We start from the raw sequence: 16,125 nt of genomic DNA, 5'->3' as shown, positions 1-16,125 counted from the left end.
AACCTTCTATAGTGTAGCATGAACACTAAAAAAATAGCAACCGCCTTTCTTACATCTGTGAAAGCTTATATCTCGATCAGCTCGTATTCTTCCCGGCCGAGCCCGATCTTCACGGCATGGGCCACACCCGTCCTCCAGTTCGTATCCGGGTGCGTCATATGGAAATGGTCATGATGGCCTGGCGTATCCTGGCATCCTTTGCAGTTCTCATGCAGCAAACTGCCGTTCTGGAGCACAGGCTGGCTGTTGCACAAGTCGGCGCAGGCGACATCAAGAGCCACAGGGTCGTAGGAAGCCAGCATCCCCACGTTAGGGATGATAGGCACATCATTCTCCGAATGACAGTCGCAGTTTGGCGACACGTCACAGATAAGCGAGATATGGAAGCACGGCCTGCCCTGACAGACTGCCTTGCTGTACTCTGCAATCTTGCAGTTCAGGACATCATTGGAATTGCTCTCGGTAGGATGTACGGCATCCTTTGGGCAGGCGCCGATACAGCGTCCGCATCCTACGCACTTGTCCATGTCTATGTATGCCTTGCCATCCGTGATAACCGGGGCGTCGTGGGCACAGATCCTCTGGCAGGCCCTGCAGCCGATACAGTAGTCCTGATCCACGGCCGGCTTTCCCTGATTGTGCATCTCCATCTTCCCCGCACGTGAGCCGCAGCCCATGCCGATATTCTTCAGCGCTCCCCCGAACCCGGTGCTCTCATGCCCCTTGAAATGGGTGAGCGTGATAAAGATATCCGCATCCATGACTGCCTGACCTATCTTCGCCTCTTTGACATATTCGCCGTCTATCGGTACGAGTGCCTCGTCCGTGCCTTTCAGCCCATCCGCAATCATGACATGGCAGCCGGTGGAAAACGGCGAGAATCCGTTGGCATATGCCGTATCTATGTGATCCAGGGCATTCTTTCTGCTGCCGACATAGAGCGTATTGCAGTCGGTCAGGAAAGGCTTGCCCCCCTGCTCCTTCACAATATCCGCCACCACTTTCGCATAGTTCGGACGCAGGAATGCAAGATTGCCATATTCTCCAAAGTGTATCTTGATTGCCGCGTACTTATCTTCAAAATCAATCTCTTTCATTCCTGCGGAAATACAGAGGCGCCTAAGCTTCTGTAGCAGGTTTTCATTTGCCGTGGCTTTGAAGTCCGTAAAAAATACTTTTGATTTATCCATGTTCTCCTCCTTCTATATCCCATCTGACCTGTTGTTCCTGTCTGATATTTCCATTTTACATGAATCTGAATTATATGTAAAGAAGCGCTGATTCCCACCCCGGCTCCTATGGTATAATATTATTACTATACAAAAGGGGGATTATCAGAGATGAAAAAAATGATTCTGTATGTACTATGTATTGCCACATGTGTGTGCCTGTCAGGATGTAAGAGCAGCCAGCCGAAAGCGGAAAGCGATAAGCCGGACAAAGAGGAGAAGAAGACGGAAGAAGAGGCGCAGGAAGATGCTCCTCCTGTCACCAGACGCCTCCGAGTGCGAAGTTAACGCAGGTCAGACGAAGACTATTCCATTGCACGGTACATTAGACTATGCCGAACATAAGCTGATGTCAGTATACGGCAATGTGTTTGTAGATCATACCGGAGCGGAGACCATCGATATCTGCGATTATGATCTCGGAGGAAGTCCTAATGTCGAAGGAGACACTTCGTCATTCATACCTATGTACGCCAATGACAGCATCGATGTTAAGTATGCAGGAGCAGACGCGCAGGGGCTCGTATTTTCTGTTGAAAACAAGAGAGACCGGGCAATCCAAGTCTTCATGGACAGCCTTGTCATCGAGGGACAGCCGGATGATATTGTCCTGACTGCCTCAGCCGTACCCGCTCATGCAACCGGGGTGTATTTCCTGGACATCTACACTTATAATCCAGATTACCTTCCTGACGATATCACTGCTTTTGACGGAGTTATGTTCACACAGATCGCGACCGGCGGCAATGGCGACAGGTTCCAGGTAACGCTCTCACCGGGATCAGGTGAATAATGCACTCAAAAGCAACGGGGAAAGCTCATCCGCACATGAGCCTTTCCCCGTCTTATATTAAAAGATAATATGAATTTCATAATTGTGTTAGGCGAAGTCCGGCAGCCATACTGCTTCATAAGTACAACCGCCGTCTTCTTTAATTGATATGCTTATTATACTACATGATTGTGAATCGAATGTGTCGAAAGGTGGAAATGTTTATAAATTTTCTTAAGAAAGCAGGAAGCTCCTGTTCTATCCTATTATCTTCTCTTTTTCACAGCGTAGATCAGCATGAGCATCAGCCCGCTCCATGCAAGCAGGAAGTAGAAGCTGATGCCGCGGCTCAGCAGTACGGCTGCCGTCATAGAGTTGCCGCTGTATATGCTGCCGAAGAGATGGATGAAAGCAAACTCGCTTACCCCCATCGCTCCCGGAAGCGGAAGCAATGCTCCCGTCATGTAGACGAGCACCTGCAGGGCAAAGAGGTGGAGGAACGCAACGCCATGGTATCCAAGCGCCAGATATACCATATATGGGACACCAAACCAGCACACGATCTGAATCGTGCTGATGAGAAGCATCTTAACAATGACTTTTTTATGCCGTTTCATCATGTGGGCACACGCGTGGAACTCCTCAAATCCTGCTTCTGTCTTTACAATCCATTCCTGCTTTTTCTCTTCCTTTACAAACGGAAGCTTCGGTATGAGCCGCCCGGCCAGCCCTGACAGCTTCTTCCCCATTTTCTGTGAGAATATGACCGTGAGCAGGAACAGCACGAAGACTGCATTCATGAAAAGTCCGGCTGCGGCAAGAACCTTTACTGCTAACGGCATCTCAATTCCCATGGAGGGTACCAGTATGGCCGCCAGAATTTCAAATAGAAACACTACCGACTGGAACGCCGCCAGTTCCATAAGCAGCGCAAGTGAACCGTGGGACAGCTCTATGTTATCCTTCTTCATCATATACAGCTGCATCGGCTGCCCTCCCGTGGAGGATGGTGTAATCGAACTGAAAAAGAATCCGGTATAAGCGTACTTCATACCCTGGACGAAAGACACAGAGTGTCCCATCGCCCGAAGCAGGATCTTAAGATTCAGCCCCTCGGCAACGTGGAAGGTTCCGGCCATCAAAAGGCCCAGTACAATAGATGGGAATGAAGCTGACGCGGCTATCTCTACTATCTGTCCGACATCCTTCCCTCTCGTCAGGCAGAAGATAAGAAGAAAGAGACACAAAAGAAATACGAATATCTGCTTTCCTGTCTTCTGAATTGTCATCGTATTATTCATCATCGTCCACCCTCTTAAATCGATATCCCTTTTCCAGCAGCATCGGTATCGCCATCCTCAGTGCTTCTACTGTCCTCGCGGGAGCCCCTGCCTCCCCTCTTCCGTCATGCAGGCAGATGACCGCCCCTGGAAATACCCTGTGCATAAGCTTTGTACAGATTGTGTCCGGCGTCTCCTTATCCGACCAGTCATGTGCCATGACATCCCAGAAAAGAAGGCGAAGGTTCAGCCTCCTTATCCAGCCGAGCGTGAACAGGTTGAGATGTCCCCAAGGCGGACGGTAATATGCCACGTCACAGCCGAGCTTTTTCAATGTGAACATCGATTCCGCCAGATCCGAGTACGTAAACTTATTCCCCCGGAACAATGCATTATCATGGTGCACCGAATGTATCCCTATGAGATGCCCTTCCCCCCTCATCCGCACGATAAGTTCTGGATATTGCTCTGCGAACCCGGCCACAGTGAAGAAGGAAGCATTGATGCCATATTCATCCAGCAGGTCCAGAAGAGCTTCTGTGTCTTTGCCGCCCGGCCCGTCATCAAAAGTCAGGTAAAGGACCTTCCCTCTCCCTGCCTTCTTCCTCTTTGACGTCTGCAGATATCTAAGCGAAAAGGATGGAACCACGCTGTAACAGAGAACGATAAGCAAAGCTGCAGCCGCCAGTATCCACATCATGCAATCATCCTTTCTTTCACAGTCTGCAACGCTTCTTCCACGCTGCACTCTATAATCTCCTGCTTCACCTTGTGCATATTGCCTTTCATCTGCCGCCACTGCCGGCTGTCAGAGAGGAACTCTTTCAATACATTCGTAAAATCCGCAGACTTATCCCAGATGACCCTGGCAATTCCATGCTCCTCTGCGTATTTTGCATTGTTCACTTCCTGCTCCAGAAACGGGTGGATGACAAATAGCGGTACTTCACAGTGGATAAGTTCAAATAACGTAATCCCTCCTGCTTTCGTGATAACCAGGTCTGCCGCTTTTACATAGGCGCTGATATGTTCCGTATATCCGAGCACCTCTATGTCTTCGTATCTTCCGTGCCACTCTTCATAGGCTTTCCGGTTCTTTCCTGTTATGATTGCCGCTGATACGCCTGGGGCGTGATGCAGCATGTCGATAAGCTCATCCAGATTCGGTATGATGCCGAGCCCTCCTCCCATGATCAGCACCTTCCTCACCATATCGCTTTTGTTTTCTTTTGCTTTTAGAAACTGCTGCCTGACTGGTATCCCTGTCACAAACACATTGTCAGGTTCCGTACCTCTCTGTACGAGATTTGCCTTCACCTCCTGCGTCGGCACAAGATAGGCTTCTGTCTGCGCAGTGATCCACTCCGGATGTATGCTGATGTCAGTGATGCAGGTGACAAGCGGGATGTGGCATCCCGTCTTTTCAATATAGGAAGCAATGGACTTTGCACAGAGCGGAAGCGTACAAACAATCAAATCCGGTTCATACTCATCCATCAGCCTCTGCAGCTTTTTGTAGGCTGTGATTCCTGTCGGCTTGATGTCAACCTTTATCTTTCCAGAAAATTTATATACCATGTTATATATCCCATAACAGCGCTCAACAAGCATATTGAATAATTTAAATATATAGCGGCTTGCACAGGGATAAAAATAAGTGAGCAGATCCAGCTCCATAACCTTCGCATCCTTATCCTGCTTCTTAATCTCTTCACCGATTGCCTTCGCCGCCATCTGATGGCCCATTCCAAACTGGCCGCTTAATATCAATACGTTCATTTCTCCATCCCCTTTCCGATTACTTATATCTTAATCTGCAAATCTAAAGAACTCCTAAATAGAATTCTAAATATAAAGCAAAGAATGGATGTAGTTTCCCTTAAGTATCCGGCTGCACGCCGCGTCAGCAGGCTGCGACTAGTCCACGGCCTCCTAACTTTGCGGCAGAGTCGCTGATAGCAGCTCCTCTCCCACAAACCAAGGATTCCGGGACGGATTCTCCGCCTCTACCGCTTGCACCTGTGCATCTCCCACCCGGCTCCCCGCCCGCTATCTACTTCACTGACAAGGGCGAGAGCGGCTGTGTGGCATAATCACAAAATGGCAATTCAAAACTCTATGACCTCGTCCGAAGCTTTTGGCTTATTTGCAAGGAAACGGAATGAGGCGTACTGGACGTACGCCGATTGACGTTAACGCCGCAAATAAGCAAAAAACTACGGTGCGAGGCGTGTGTGCCCTTGTAAACTGACGCTATGTGCAGCATAGAGAACAAATTGGTCATTGTTAAGCATTTGCAGCGAGGCGTACACGCCGTTGCTGCAAGAAGAGCCGGAATCAGGCAGGGATTGTCATCTCATAAACATCCCCGTACCTGATTCCGGCTCTTCTTCATTAAGTTCACTTCCAATCAAAGAATTCCACTTGCTTAGCCTTATATCAATATATTAACACAACCAAAGCACTTCCATCAGCCAGCAACGCCACACAGCCACTCCCGCCCGTGGCAGTAAAATAGATAGCCGATGGGGAGGTATGGGGCAGATGCGAAGGTGTAAGCGGGAGGGACGTAAGAATCATCACCAGATTCCTTGGCTTGTGGGGTGAGAGCCGCTATCGGCGAACATTCCACAGGCTTAGGAATCTGTGTGATAGTCGCAGTTCCCGGACGCATCGCAGCAGATGCCCCATACCTCCCTAGCGGCGCCCTGCTTCACTAACACCACATTTATAACGCCTGGATGAACCTGAGGAACGCTTTTCGCCCTTCTTCCGTGCATTTATATACGCCTGCATCTTCAAGTACCTTAGTGAAGGTTATCCCGACTTCTTTCTTCAGGATATCCATCACATTCTCTTTCGTGATGTCATACTTGCCTTTGAAGGCCGCCGCCCAGGCCGCATGTTTGGCTATCTTCTCGTTGCTGGAGATGTCCCTGCCTTCTGTGATGTATTCTGCCAGAAGCTCCATCTCGTCTTTCAGCCTGGAAGGAAGGACGGCAAGGCCCATCACTTCGATAAGCCCGATATTTTCTTTCTTAATATTGTGGTACTGGGCATGGGGGTGATATACGCCAAGGGTGTGCTCTTCTGTCGTAATGTTATTGCGCAGGGCAAGATCAAGCTCAAACACCTCTCCTGTCTTTCTGGCAATCGGTGTAATCGTATTGTGCGGCTCTCCGTCTGACTCTGCAAGGATAAATGCCTCTTCGTCAGTATAACCCCTCCAGACCTTAAGCACATGGTCCGCCAGCTCGATAAGACGCATTTCGTCTCTGCTTCTGATACGCAGTACGGACAGCGGCCATTTGACGATGCCGGCCTCCACGTCCTCAAATTCCGGAATCTCCACTGGTATCTCCACCGGGGCCTTGGCCATCGCAAATGTATAATTTCCTCCCTGGAAATGGTCATGGCTTAAGATAGAGCCTCCTACGATTGGAAGGTCTGCATTGGAACCGAGAAAGTAATGTGGAAACAGTTTCACAAAATCAAACAGCTTCACAAAAGTATCCTTTTCTATCTTCATCGGCGTATGCTCGCCGTTCAGCACGATACAGTGCTCATTGTAATAGACGTACGGTGAATATTGGAACCCCCATCTGCTGCCATTGACCGTGACCGGAATGATCCGGTGGTTCTCCCTTGCCGGATGGTCCAGGCGGCCTGCATATCCTTCATTCTCCATGCAGAGCAGGCACTTCGGATAGCCGGACGCTCCTGCATTTCTCGCCGCCGCGATGGCCTTCGGGTCCTTTTCCGGTTTGGACAGGTTTATCGTTATGTCCATCTCGCCGTATGGGGAGTCCACTTTCCATTTCATGTCCTTTTTCACCCTGTACGTGCGTATATAGTCGCTGTCCTGGCTGAGCCTGTAGAAATAGTCCGTAGCTTCCCGCGGGCAATCGGCATACTTCTTCCAGAACGTCTCCTGCACCTGCGCGGGCCGCGGAAGCAGGCAATTCATCAGTTTCGTGTCAAACAGGTCACGGCACGTGATACTGTCTTCAATGATACCTCGGGCAAACGCCTCATCGAGAAGTTCCTTCAGCACATCTTCGAGGACAATACCCGACAGGCTGCAATCTACGTCCTCATAATTATCTTCACGGAACAAGTCAAGCAGCAGATTCGTCGCATAGCTGCGCTCGCACTCCGGTGTCAGCCCTGTCTCTATCCCATATTCCACGAGCTTCTTAATATTTTCATATAACATCTTTCCGTCTCCTTTTCCCAATATGTACAGCTTCTTTCTTGCATGGCGGTTATAAGCGGTGTGCTCCGTCGCCAATGTCTACCACATAGAATTCTGCCTCGTGTCCTGTCTTTTCCCTGTATGCCTTTCCAATCGTCTGTATGAACGTATCCACCGTGTCCTTTCTTACGATGCTGACCGTACAGCCTCCGAAGCCGCCTCCGGTGATGCGTGAGCCTATGACGCCCGGCAGTTCCCAGGCCAGCTCCACGAGGAGGTCGATCTCCTCACAGGACACCTCATAATCGTCCCGCTGCGATATATGTGACGCGTTCATCAGACGGCCGAACAATTCTATGTCATTGTTCCTAAGGGCCTCTACCGCCCGTATCGTCCTGCGGTTTTCATATACGGCATGCTTTGCCCGTCTCCTGCAGACTTCGTTTCCTATCGCGGACTTATGTTCCTCAAATTCATGTTCTGTCAGATCCCCGAGCGTCTTGATGTCAATGACTCTGCGAAGCTCCATGAGCGCTTCTTCACTTTCTCTCCTTCTGTCGTTATAGGCAGAATCTACAAGGCTGTGCTTCACCTTGCTGTTCGTGATGACAATATGTGCGTCCGCCAGCGCCACCGGCGCATACTCATATTCGAGCGTCTCCGTATCCAGGAATACTGCATTATCCTTTTTCCCCATGGCACTTGCAAACTGATCCATGATACCGCAGTTGCAGCCGTTAAAATTATTTTCCGAATACTGTCCTATGAGCGCCACTTCGGTCATGGACACATCAATTCCATAGATGTCCTTCAGCATCAGGCCCGTAAGCACTTCCAGAGATGCGGAAGAAGAAAGGCCTGAACCGTTCGGAATATCCCCGTAGATGAGTATGTCAAGTCCATGCGGCAGCTTATAGCCGCGCTTTTCAAATGCCCACATGACGCCTTTCGGATAGTTCGTCCAGCCCGCAACTTCATTCGGGATTAGCTCATCCAGCCCTGTCTCAACAATTCCCATCTGGTCAAAATTCAAGGAATAAAACCGAAGCTTCCTGTCTTCTCTCGTTCTTGCGATGCCATAGGTCCCGATTGTAAGCGCACACGGAAATACGTGGCCCCCGTTATAATCCGTGTGCTCTCCTATGAGATTCACGCGCCCCGGGGCAAAATACGCCCGGATATCCCCTCCGCTCCCGTACAGTTCTCTGAATTTTTCTGTCAGTCTTTCTTTCATATACATCCCTGTCCTCTCTCATCGGCATATCTCTGCCTGCACAAATTGCCCGTTGCCATATCCTGGCCTTTATTATATAATTTTAATGAGTAATGATAGAGAAAACAACAACTATAATCGAAAAAACTATAAGGATATTGAGATATGCAGTTAAAGACCAGACCTGATCAGATGGAGATAAAAGAACACGGCGACTACGGATTCCCTGTACATGTAAGCGAGGAAGCCATCAACCGGTTTGATTCGAATTCTTTTTTGTGGCACTGGCACCCTGAAATCGAACTGACATGGATCATGAAAGGACAGATAGAGTATCACGTTAACGACACGTGCTATATTCTTACGGAAGGGAACGGGCTCTTTGCAAACAGCAACGTGCTCCACTCCGGTTACATGAAGGACGGGCAGGACTGCGAATACCTCTCCGTCACTTTCAGCCCGAGATTCATCTATGGCTATGAAAACAGCTCCCTGCATACGAAATATGTAGACTTTATCACCGCCAACCCGGACTGGCCTTCCCTTGAGCTCAGCAGCGAGACTGGCTGGCAGCGAAGGATACTCCGGCAGGTCCAGCATATCTATGACATGTCAAAAATGCCGCCGGCAGATTATGAGCTGCAGGTCCACATCGCGCTCTGTTCCATCTGGCAGCATATTTACAGCTATTACAGCACCGTGCCTGCAGACATACGCCAGACATCCGAAGCGCTTGAACGGCTGAAAGATATCCTTTCTTACATACACGGACACTATAATGAGAATATCTCGCTTGAAGACATTGCCCACAGCGTCGGCATATGCAAAAGCGAATGCTGCCGATTCTTCAAGAAGCACATGCATATGACATTGTTTGAATATGTGCTGTACTATCGCATACAGCAGAGCCTCCCCCTGTTGAAGATGGGGGAGAGCGTCACCAGGTCCGCAAGTGCATGCGGCTTCGCGAACCCTTGCTATTACGGGAAGATATTCCGCAGATACATGCATTGTTCACCTAGACAGTACAGGAAAGCCCGGCTGGATTCAACGGTCTGAGCGGTGCTTCCTGTAGACGCCGACTCCGAGCCCTCCTGGCCCTATATGGCAGCCGATGCTCAGAGTCAGCGGTATATGCATCACTTCCAGCTCAGGAAATGCCCTGGCAAGTTCCTCTTTCCAGTTCTCCAGGTCCTCCCGTTCCATGTAAGTATCTGCGATGCCCGCACAGAGGCAGCCGTCTTCATACAGGTCATGGAACCGTCCTGATATCTCGCTTTTCAGCGCTCTGCACATCGTCTTGAACGCAGATTTCATTCCCCTCGTCTTGGCATATGCATCCAGCTTCCCTCCCTGTATCGTAAGTACCGGCTTTATATTCAGCACCGTACCTATCGCCGCTCCTGCCGGCGTCACCCTTCCGCCTTTCCGCAGATATTCAAGGGTATCTACTGCTATATAGATGCTTGCATCCAGAGCTTCCTTCTCAAGGATGCCCTTAATTTCCGCACCGCTTTTCCCCTGCTCTGCAAGGATGCGGGCATCAAGGGCCGCCTGTGCCTGGGTAATCGATATCCGATGGTTGTCCACGACATGGACACGTCCGCCATATTCTCCGGCAAAGGCCGCCGCACATGCATAAGAATGGCTGAGCCCGCTGGACATCGGGATGTATACGATCTCATCATATCCTTCCAGCAGCCTGTCCCACCTGTCCATCACATCCCCTGGCGAGGGCTGGGAAGATGTAACAGCCGCTCCCTGGGACAGCTTCTCATAAAACTGCTCCTGTGTTATATCGACCCCTTCATAATATGTATTCCCATCTATAACAACCGGCATCGGAATGATCGAGATGCCGTACCTTTTTTCATCTTCCTGCAACAACCCGCAGTTACTGTCTGTCATTACTGCAACGCCTGGCATATGTTCTCCTTTCTGACTAACTAACACGTTGACCGTTATTATTACACGTGTTAAGATTATAGCAAACTGAGGAATGAAGGACAATTTACAGATATATGCTTCTGTCAGTTATTTATACAGATTGGAGAAATTGTAAAAAAGATTATGGAAGACAGACGTGTACGGAAAACAAAGAAAAACCTAAAAGGAACCTTGATAAATATGCTGGCAGACATGCCGTTCGAGCAGGTATCCATCACCGAACTGTGCCGCAGGGCGGATACGAGCAGAATTACCTTCTACTCCCATTATAACGACAAGTATGCGCTGGTAGATGACATCTTCCAGGATATGATCCGTATCGGAACCGGCACCTATATACGCAGGCAGGCGGAAAACAATCCCCGCAGGGATCTTGTAATCGGATACTGCAATGTGCTGGACGTCATACTGGAGCTTTACTACGCCAATTATGACTTTTTCCGGCATACCCTCCCGGAAGAGAACCCTTATCTCGCGTTCTCCTTCTACAACTATGTGCTGGAGACCGTGGAGATGCACACAGACAAAGAGGCACGCATCCTGAACTTCCGGCTGAAGTACACTGCAAAAAAAATCGCAGGATTCCTCTGCTACGGAATCCTGGGATTCATCAACGAATGTCATTCAGAAAAAGAGACTGTGGAAGAGATACGGGCCGAGGCCAAAGAAATACTAAAAGGGATACTCAGATCGGACGTGCTTGTCAGCCGCGAAAGTGCTTCAGTTCCGCCCCCGGCATAGGATGCGCATAGCAGAAGCCCTGAATCTTGTCCACTCCCATTCCGATAAGCATTCCGGACTGCTCTGCCGTCTCAACCCCCTCCGCGGTCACTTTCATCCCCATCTCATGGAAAAGCCTGATAAGACCGTGTACGATATCATAGCCCTTATCTGCTTTCTCCATAATGCTTACAAGGCTTTTGTCCAGCTTGATGGACTCAAAACGATATTCGGCCACGGAAGCGAAATTCGAGTACCCGATGCCGAAGTCGTCCAGATAAAAATGGAATCCGTATTCTTCCAGCTGATGTATCATCTTCTTTGCATGCTCCGCATCCTCCGATATTACCCTCTCTGTAATCTCAAATTTAATCGTATCAGGCCTTATCTCCCACGCTTCCAGAAGCCTCTGGATCCGAATGGGGAGGTCTGGCTCTTCAAACTGTTCCATCGACATGTTCACGGAGAATGTTCCTATCGGAAGATCTGGATTCTGTTTTATAAAGCGGCACACCTCGCCAAGCACCTGCCAGAAGATATTGCTCACGATACCGATTCCTTCCGCCACAGGGATAAACTCATCCGGAGAAAGAAATCCCCCCGCCCCGTCCCGGAGCCTGACGAGCGCTTCCGCGGAATGGCAGCAGCCCTTATCCGGGCAGTATACCGGGTAAGCCTCTTCCAGCCATGATGCCATGGCATAGAGGTATTCATTGCCGGTCTGGTGCCCGTAACGCTGGTTGATGACGCCGAAGTCCCTCGGGACTATGAGCAGTATCTGAAATTTCTGCTTCCCTGCGATACGATGCGCAATCTCAGCAAAAAAGGCGTCCCTGTTCCCGGCCCCGGTCACGCTGTCAATCTCCCTTCTCTGGCTGAAAAAGCTGATAAAGAGAACCACGTCGACAAAAGCGACGATAATACCATTCAGCAGGAGCCTCTGATCCATCAGCTGCATCACGACAAGCATAATGACCACGGGAGGCAGCACCTTAAGCGCATGCTTCATCTCCTTGCCCACGCTGGAGCGGTGTTTGAAATAACAGACATACACAAAAAACATCTCTATCAGCATGACGGCGTAGCCCGCACCATTCAAAGCGCCCCGGTGATAGCCGCCCCGTCCGTCAAACCAGAACAATACGCCGTCCTCCAGATTCAGAAAGATAAGGACAGTATAGAGGCAGACAAGGGCAGTAAGCATCCTCCTGGCTCGCACGATGCAGTACTGGTCGTATACATGCTCCAACATATTTAGCATGATAGAACATCCGGACAGGATTAGACATGCGCCGAACATCTTCAGCGAACGGGTAATCCCCTTCTTATATATCGCAAGGCTTAATAACAGGATGAGAACAAGCAGCAGGCGATGAATTCCGTGAGCAGCGACCAGTATGAACTAATGAATGGCAGTTCAACCAATATATGTCATGTTCTGCCGGAATCTGACGGCTGCATCAGACGGACTATGCTTCTGGCAGGTCTGCCTCCTTCATCAGCCCCTGGTCATACCGCTCGATCTTGCCGTTCAGCCGTTCCAGAGCTGCCCGCATATCATCCATCCTCTCGATCAGACGGTTCCTCTGCTCGGCAAGGATCTCTCTTCGGGCGTCTATCGTTTCATCCCCCTGCCGGAACAACGCTACATATTCGATAAGCGCCTCTATCTGGACCCCTGCTTTGCGCATGCACTTGATGAGCTGTATCCATTGGCACGAAGCATCGTCATAGTCCCTCACGCCGCTTTTATTGCGGGGCACCTTCGGTATAAGCCCGATTCGTTCGTAATAGCGCAGCGTATCTGCCGACAGGCCGTAACGTTCGCTTACCTCTTTAATCGTCATAATGCTCTCCTCCCTGTTTCTGCAGCCCTTCGTCCATGCTGCCTGAACGGAATCCCTCAAGATCCACTGTGATATATCTGAAGCCAAGATGCCTGAGCCGCACTGCGGCTTCTTCCCTGCGCCTTGCAAGCTCAGGTATATCTGCTGCATCGACTTCGATTCTGGCAATACTGCCGTGAAGCCGAAGACGTACATTATAAAAGCCCATCTTCCGGATCAGCGCTTCCCCTTCTTCTATCATCCGAAGCCGATCGTAGGTAATATGCGTACCATAAGGGAACCTTGTCGCCAGGCACGGGCTCGACGGGCGTTCTGCCACGGATACGCCGTAATGCGCGGCTAGTTCCCTGACCTCCCGCTTCGTTATGCCGCATTGCGCCAGCGGGCTTAAGATGCCCAGCTCCTTCAGCGCCTTGAGCCCGGGACGGTATTCATGGAGATCGTCCTCATTCGTACCCTCCAGGATGTGGCGGATACCCAGCTCCTCTGCAAGTACGGTTATCTTATGGAAGATGCTCTTTTTGCAGCGGTAGCACCTGTCAACCGGATTGTTGCTGATTCCCGCCTCGTCAAGTTCGTCAATCTCCAGCACGTGGTGGATTGCTCCCGTCTCCTGCGCCACCTCTTTGGCCGCCGCAAGGTCGCTTCTTGGATGCAGCCTTGTCATCACGGTTACGGCGTGTACGTCTGTGCCTCGCCCTGCGGCTGCATCGCACGCCACTTTTAGCAGAAGGCCGGAATCCACGCCGCCGGAAAATGCGACGATGACGTCTTCATCCGCCCACTCCTCCAGCAGCTTTTCAAGCCGGATATATTTTTCATTCTCCACTGTCATTACACTCCCTCGCAATCAGCGCATACACGTCCTGGTATGACCTGCCGGACGCTCTGCTTAGCGCCGCCACGCTCTCGTACTCCGGATACTTCCTGACGCCGGAGCCGACCGCGCACACTTTGACCCTGGCTTCGCCCATGCTCGTCCGGACGGTCTCCACTGTTCTGGTAAGCACGCTGCGCTCCATTCTCTGTCTGCGTATTCCGATGGTTGTCGTCTCTTCAAACACAATCTGTTCCAGCTTTGTGATATCTTCTTCCGTGCATAGGATATTGAGCTGGTATGCCGGGCGGTTCTTCTTCATATAGACCGGCGTATAGTTCACGTCTCTGGCTCCTTCTTCCATGAGCCGCTCCATCACATATCCGAGCGCTTCTCCGGTGCAGTCGTCTATGTTCGTCTCCAGTTTCCAGATACAGTCCGCATCATTGGATGTGCCTGCTTCCTCTATCAGCATCGCCCTCAGGATGCCCGGGCGGTCATACTCACGTTTACCCGCGCCCATCCCGATCTTCTTGACCGTAAAGGAGGCCGGTAGCCTCTCCGATGTCCGTACGGCAGCGGCTATGGCTGCTCCCGTGGGGGTCACGAACTCTCCCTGGCTCTGTGTCAGGCAAAGCTTCAGGCCGTATGCCTCCACGATATTGGCCACCGCCGGGACCGGTACGGGGAGCACACCGTGCTGGCAGCGGATCGTGCCGCATCCTTCGTAAAGCACCGGCACGATGCACTCCTGGACGCCAAGATCATCCAGGCATACGGCAGCAGATATGATATCTACGATAGAGTCTACAGCCCCGACCTCATGAAAATGTACCTGATCTGCTGGCACTCCGTGTGCCTTCGCCTCTGCATCCGCCAGAATCCGGAATATCTTTTCCGCCAGCGCTTTTGCACCGTCCGTCATATGGGCATGGCCGATGATATGCAAGATCTCTTCAAGCCCCCGGCGGACATGTGCATGGCTTAGTCCGGCACCGGGGCCATGCGCCTGCGGGTGCAGATGTCCGTGGCCTTCCCCGCGTGCATGTCCGCGTGCATGTCCGTGTGCATGTCCGTGTGTTTCTTCATGTACATGTTCATGACCGTGCAGATAGCACATGTCGTGGTCGTGATTCTCATATGCATCCTCCAGGATGACATCAAAGTCGCAGACGTCAAGCCCCGCTTTCTCTACTCTGCTGACCTTCGACCGGAAGCCTCCGACCGGCAGGCTTTCCAGCACCTGTTCCAACACTTCCTCATCTGCTCCGAGATCAAGCAGCGCAGCCACCGTCATGTCGCCGCTGATGCCTGAACAGCATTCCAGATATAATGTCTTACTCGTTTGGCTGCTCATCATGCCGTACCCCCAGTCTGTTGATCTGCGCCGCAATATAACCGGCGCCGTAACCATTGTCTATATTTACCACCGCGATTCCGTTCGCACAGGAATTGATCATCGTCAACAGGGCTGACAGCCCCTTGAAATTGGCCCCGTAGCCGACGGAAGTCGGCACTGCTATTACCGGCTTATCTACAAGCCCTCCTATGACGCTTGCCAGCGCACCTTCCATCCCCGCTGCCGCTACGATACAGTTCGCACTCTGTATCGCCTCCAGGCTGGCAAGCAGACGGTGAAGCCCGCTGACGCCTACATCATAGATGCGCTCTACCCTTCCCCCGAAATATTCGGCCGCCTGTGCCGCCTCTTCCGCCACCGGAATATCCGCGGTCCCGGCCGTACAGACTGCAATCTTCCCTCTTCGCCGCTTCCCTTCCTTCTCTGCTTTCAGGATATGGGAGACCGGATCATACGTAATTTCCGGTATACGCCCTCTTACAAGCTCGTATTGCGCTTCGGAAGCTCTCGTCCCGAATACCTCTCCGTTTTCTTTATACAGCGTTTCATAAATATCGAGCAGATGTTCATCTGCCTTGCCGCTGCAGAACACGACTTCCGGGAATCCGGACCGTATTTCCCTGTGCGTGTCAAGTCTGGCATAGCCCATATCTACAAACGGCTTGCGGCGGAAATAGCCTTCCGCCTCCTCCACCGTCATGTCTTTCGCCCTGACCTTCTCCAGTATCTCATGCGTATCCATCAA

The 16,125-nt window shown here is 51.0% G+C and carries 16 protein-coding genes; 3 read left to right on the top strand and 13 right to left on the bottom strand.

Features of this window, described 5'->3' with window-relative positions; genetic code table 11:
- Positions 1–65 precede the first annotated feature (65 nt).
- The gene (locus E1963_RS04835) at positions 66–1,190 is read right to left on the bottom strand and encodes a DUF362 domain-containing protein (protein WP_132275880.1); all 1,125 of its coding nucleotides are present in this window, start codon (positions 1,188–1,190) and stop codon (positions 66–68) included.
- 169 nt (positions 1,191–1,359) lie between these two features.
- Between E1963_RS04835 and E1963_RS04830 the strand changes: the two genes are divergently transcribed.
- Positions 1,360–2,022, top strand: coding sequence for a hypothetical protein (locus tag E1963_RS04830; protein WP_167482113.1), 663 nt, complete (start codon positions 1,360–1,362; stop codon positions 2,020–2,022).
- Between the two features lie 245 nt (positions 2,023–2,267).
- Here the strand turns inward: E1963_RS04830 and E1963_RS04825 are convergent, their stop codons facing one another.
- The 6 genes from E1963_RS04825 to E1963_RS04805 form a co-directional block, all read right to left on the bottom strand.
- Positions 2,268–3,305, bottom strand: coding sequence for a lysylphosphatidylglycerol synthase transmembrane domain-containing protein (locus E1963_RS04825; protein WP_243117572.1), 1,038 nt, complete (start codon positions 3,303–3,305; stop codon positions 2,268–2,270).
- Positions 3,295–4,029 carry a polysaccharide deacetylase family protein gene (locus E1963_RS04820; RefSeq protein ID WP_243117571.1) on the bottom strand — a complete coding sequence of 245 codons (735 nt, stop codon included), beginning with the start codon at positions 4,027–4,029 and terminating at the stop codon, positions 3,295–3,297. The genes E1963_RS04825 and E1963_RS04820 overlap by 11 nt, the downstream gene beginning before the upstream one ends.
- Positions 3,978–5,060: an MGDG synthase family glycosyltransferase gene (locus E1963_RS04815; RefSeq protein WP_132275876.1), complete on the bottom strand. Its 1,083-nt coding sequence runs from the start codon at positions 5,058–5,060 to the stop codon at positions 3,978–3,980. The genes E1963_RS04820 and E1963_RS04815 overlap by 52 nt, the downstream gene beginning before the upstream one ends.
- A gap of 691 nt (positions 5,061–5,751) precedes the next feature.
- Positions 5,752–5,955: a hypothetical protein gene (locus E1963_RS19410; RefSeq protein WP_145964161.1), complete on the bottom strand. Its 204-nt coding sequence runs from the start codon at positions 5,953–5,955 to the stop codon at positions 5,752–5,754.
- Between the two features lie 54 nt (positions 5,956–6,009).
- Positions 6,010–7,497 (bottom strand): UDP-glucose--hexose-1-phosphate uridylyltransferase, encoded by a 1,488-nt coding sequence (gene galT / locus E1963_RS04810; protein ID WP_132275874.1) that lies wholly within the window; start codon positions 7,495–7,497, stop codon positions 6,010–6,012.
- A gap of 49 nt (positions 7,498–7,546) precedes the next feature.
- The gene (locus E1963_RS04805; protein ID WP_132275872.1) at positions 7,547–8,710 is read right to left on the bottom strand and encodes a galactokinase; all 1,164 of its coding nucleotides are present in this window, start codon (positions 8,708–8,710) and stop codon (positions 7,547–7,549) included.
- Positions 8,711–8,854: 144 nt separating this feature from the next.
- Between E1963_RS04805 and E1963_RS04800 the strand changes: the two genes are divergently transcribed.
- On the top strand, positions 8,855–9,748 hold the full coding sequence (locus E1963_RS04800; protein ID WP_132275870.1) for a helix-turn-helix transcriptional regulator: 894 nt from the start codon (positions 8,855–8,857) through the stop codon (positions 9,746–9,748).
- On the opposite strand, the gene E1963_RS04795 is transcribed toward E1963_RS04800, so the two are convergent.
- Entirely contained in the window at positions 9,737–10,615 is an 879-nt protein-coding gene (locus E1963_RS04795) for a DegV family protein (protein ID WP_132275868.1), read from the bottom strand. The two genes, E1963_RS04800 and E1963_RS04795, sit on opposite strands and share 12 nt — an antisense overlap.
- A gap of 144 nt (positions 10,616–10,759) precedes the next feature.
- On the opposite strand from E1963_RS04795, the gene E1963_RS04790 reads away from it, so the two are divergent.
- On the top strand, positions 10,760–11,377 hold the full coding sequence (locus tag E1963_RS04790; RefSeq protein WP_132275866.1) for a TetR/AcrR family transcriptional regulator: 618 nt from the start codon (positions 10,760–10,762) through the stop codon (positions 11,375–11,377).
- Here the strand turns inward: E1963_RS04790 and E1963_RS04785 are convergent.
- From E1963_RS04785 to larB, 5 genes are all read right to left on the bottom strand, one after another.
- Positions 11,340–12,617 (bottom strand): bifunctional diguanylate cyclase/phosphodiesterase, encoded by a 1,278-nt coding sequence (locus tag E1963_RS04785; protein WP_167482112.1) that lies wholly within the window; start codon positions 12,615–12,617, stop codon positions 11,340–11,342. The two genes, E1963_RS04790 and E1963_RS04785, sit on opposite strands and share 38 nt — an antisense overlap.
- 208 nt (positions 12,618–12,825) lie before the next feature.
- Positions 12,826–13,203 (bottom strand): MerR family transcriptional regulator, encoded by a 378-nt coding sequence (locus tag E1963_RS04780; protein WP_132275862.1) that lies wholly within the window; start codon positions 13,201–13,203, stop codon positions 12,826–12,828.
- Positions 13,193–14,038, bottom strand: a complete 846-nt coding sequence (gene larE / locus E1963_RS04775) for an ATP-dependent sacrificial sulfur transferase LarE (RefSeq protein WP_132275860.1) — start codon at positions 14,036–14,038, stop codon at positions 13,193–13,195. Before larE ends, E1963_RS04780 begins: the two co-directional genes overlap by 11 nt.
- Complete coding sequence (gene larC, locus E1963_RS04770; RefSeq protein WP_132276114.1) at positions 14,022–15,377, bottom strand: nickel pincer cofactor biosynthesis protein LarC; 1,356 nt, start codon at positions 15,375–15,377, stop codon at positions 14,022–14,024. Before larC ends, larE begins: the two co-directional genes overlap by 17 nt.
- Complete coding sequence (larB, locus tag E1963_RS04765) at positions 15,358–16,122, bottom strand: nickel pincer cofactor biosynthesis protein LarB (RefSeq protein WP_132275858.1); 765 nt, start codon at positions 16,120–16,122, stop codon at positions 15,358–15,360. Before larB ends, larC begins: the two co-directional genes overlap by 20 nt.
- Between the last annotated feature and the right edge of the window lie 3 nt (positions 16,123–16,125).

It is taken from the genome of Extibacter muris (genome assembly GCF_004345005.1).
Classification (GTDB): domain Bacteria; phylum Bacillota; class Clostridia; order Lachnospirales; family Lachnospiraceae; genus Extibacter; species Extibacter muris.
This window is presented reverse-complemented; position numbering and strand designations above follow the sequence as displayed.

Bases quoted from the DNA above. Each gene is read 5' to 3' on its own strand.
- E1963_RS04835 (WP_132275880.1), bottom strand. From the start codon at position 1,190: ATGGATAAATCAAAAGTATTTTTTACGGACTTCAAAGCCACGGCAAAT.
- E1963_RS04830 (WP_167482113.1), top strand. From the start codon at position 1,360: ATGTACTATGTATTGCCACATGTGTGTGCCTGTCAGGATGTAAGAGCA.
- E1963_RS04825 (WP_243117572.1), bottom strand. From the start codon at position 3,305: ATGATGAATAATACGATGACAATTCAGAAGACAGGAAAGCAGATATTC.
- E1963_RS04815 (WP_132275876.1), bottom strand. From the start codon at position 5,060: ATGAACGTATTGATATTAAGCGGCCAGTTTGGAATGGGCCATCAGATG.
- E1963_RS19410 (WP_145964161.1), bottom strand. From the start codon at position 5,955: ATGCGTCCGGGAACTGCGACTATCACACAGATTCCTAAGCCTGTGGAA.
- galT (WP_132275874.1), bottom strand. From the start codon at position 7,497: ATGTTATATGAAAATATTAAGAAGCTCGTGGAATATGGGATAGAGACA.
- E1963_RS04805 (WP_132275872.1), bottom strand. From the start codon at position 8,710: ATGAAAGAAAGACTGACAGAAAAATTCAGAGAACTGTACGGGAGCGGA.
- E1963_RS04800 (WP_132275870.1), top strand. From the start codon at position 8,855: ATGCAGTTAAAGACCAGACCTGATCAGATGGAGATAAAAGAACACGGC.
- E1963_RS04795 (WP_132275868.1), bottom strand. From the start codon at position 10,615: ATGCCAGGCGTTGCAGTAATGACAGACAGTAACTGCGGGTTGTTGCAG.
- E1963_RS04790 (WP_132275866.1), top strand. From the start codon at position 10,760: ATGGAAGACAGACGTGTACGGAAAACAAAGAAAAACCTAAAAGGAACC.
- E1963_RS04785 (WP_167482112.1), bottom strand. From the start codon at position 12,617: ATGCTAAATATGTTGGAGCATGTATACGACCAGTACTGCATCGTGCGA.
- E1963_RS04780 (WP_132275862.1), bottom strand. From the start codon at position 13,203: ATGACGATTAAAGAGGTAAGCGAACGTTACGGCCTGTCGGCAGATACG.
- larE (WP_132275860.1), bottom strand. From the start codon at position 14,038: ATGACAGTGGAGAATGAAAAATATATCCGGCTTGAAAAGCTGCTGGAG.
- larC (WP_132276114.1), bottom strand. From the start codon at position 15,377: ATGAGCAGCCAAACGAGTAAGACATTATATCTGGAATGCTGTTCAGGC.
- larB (WP_132275858.1), bottom strand. From the start codon at position 16,122: ATGGATACGCATGAGATACTGGAGAAGGTCAGGGCGAAAGACATGACG.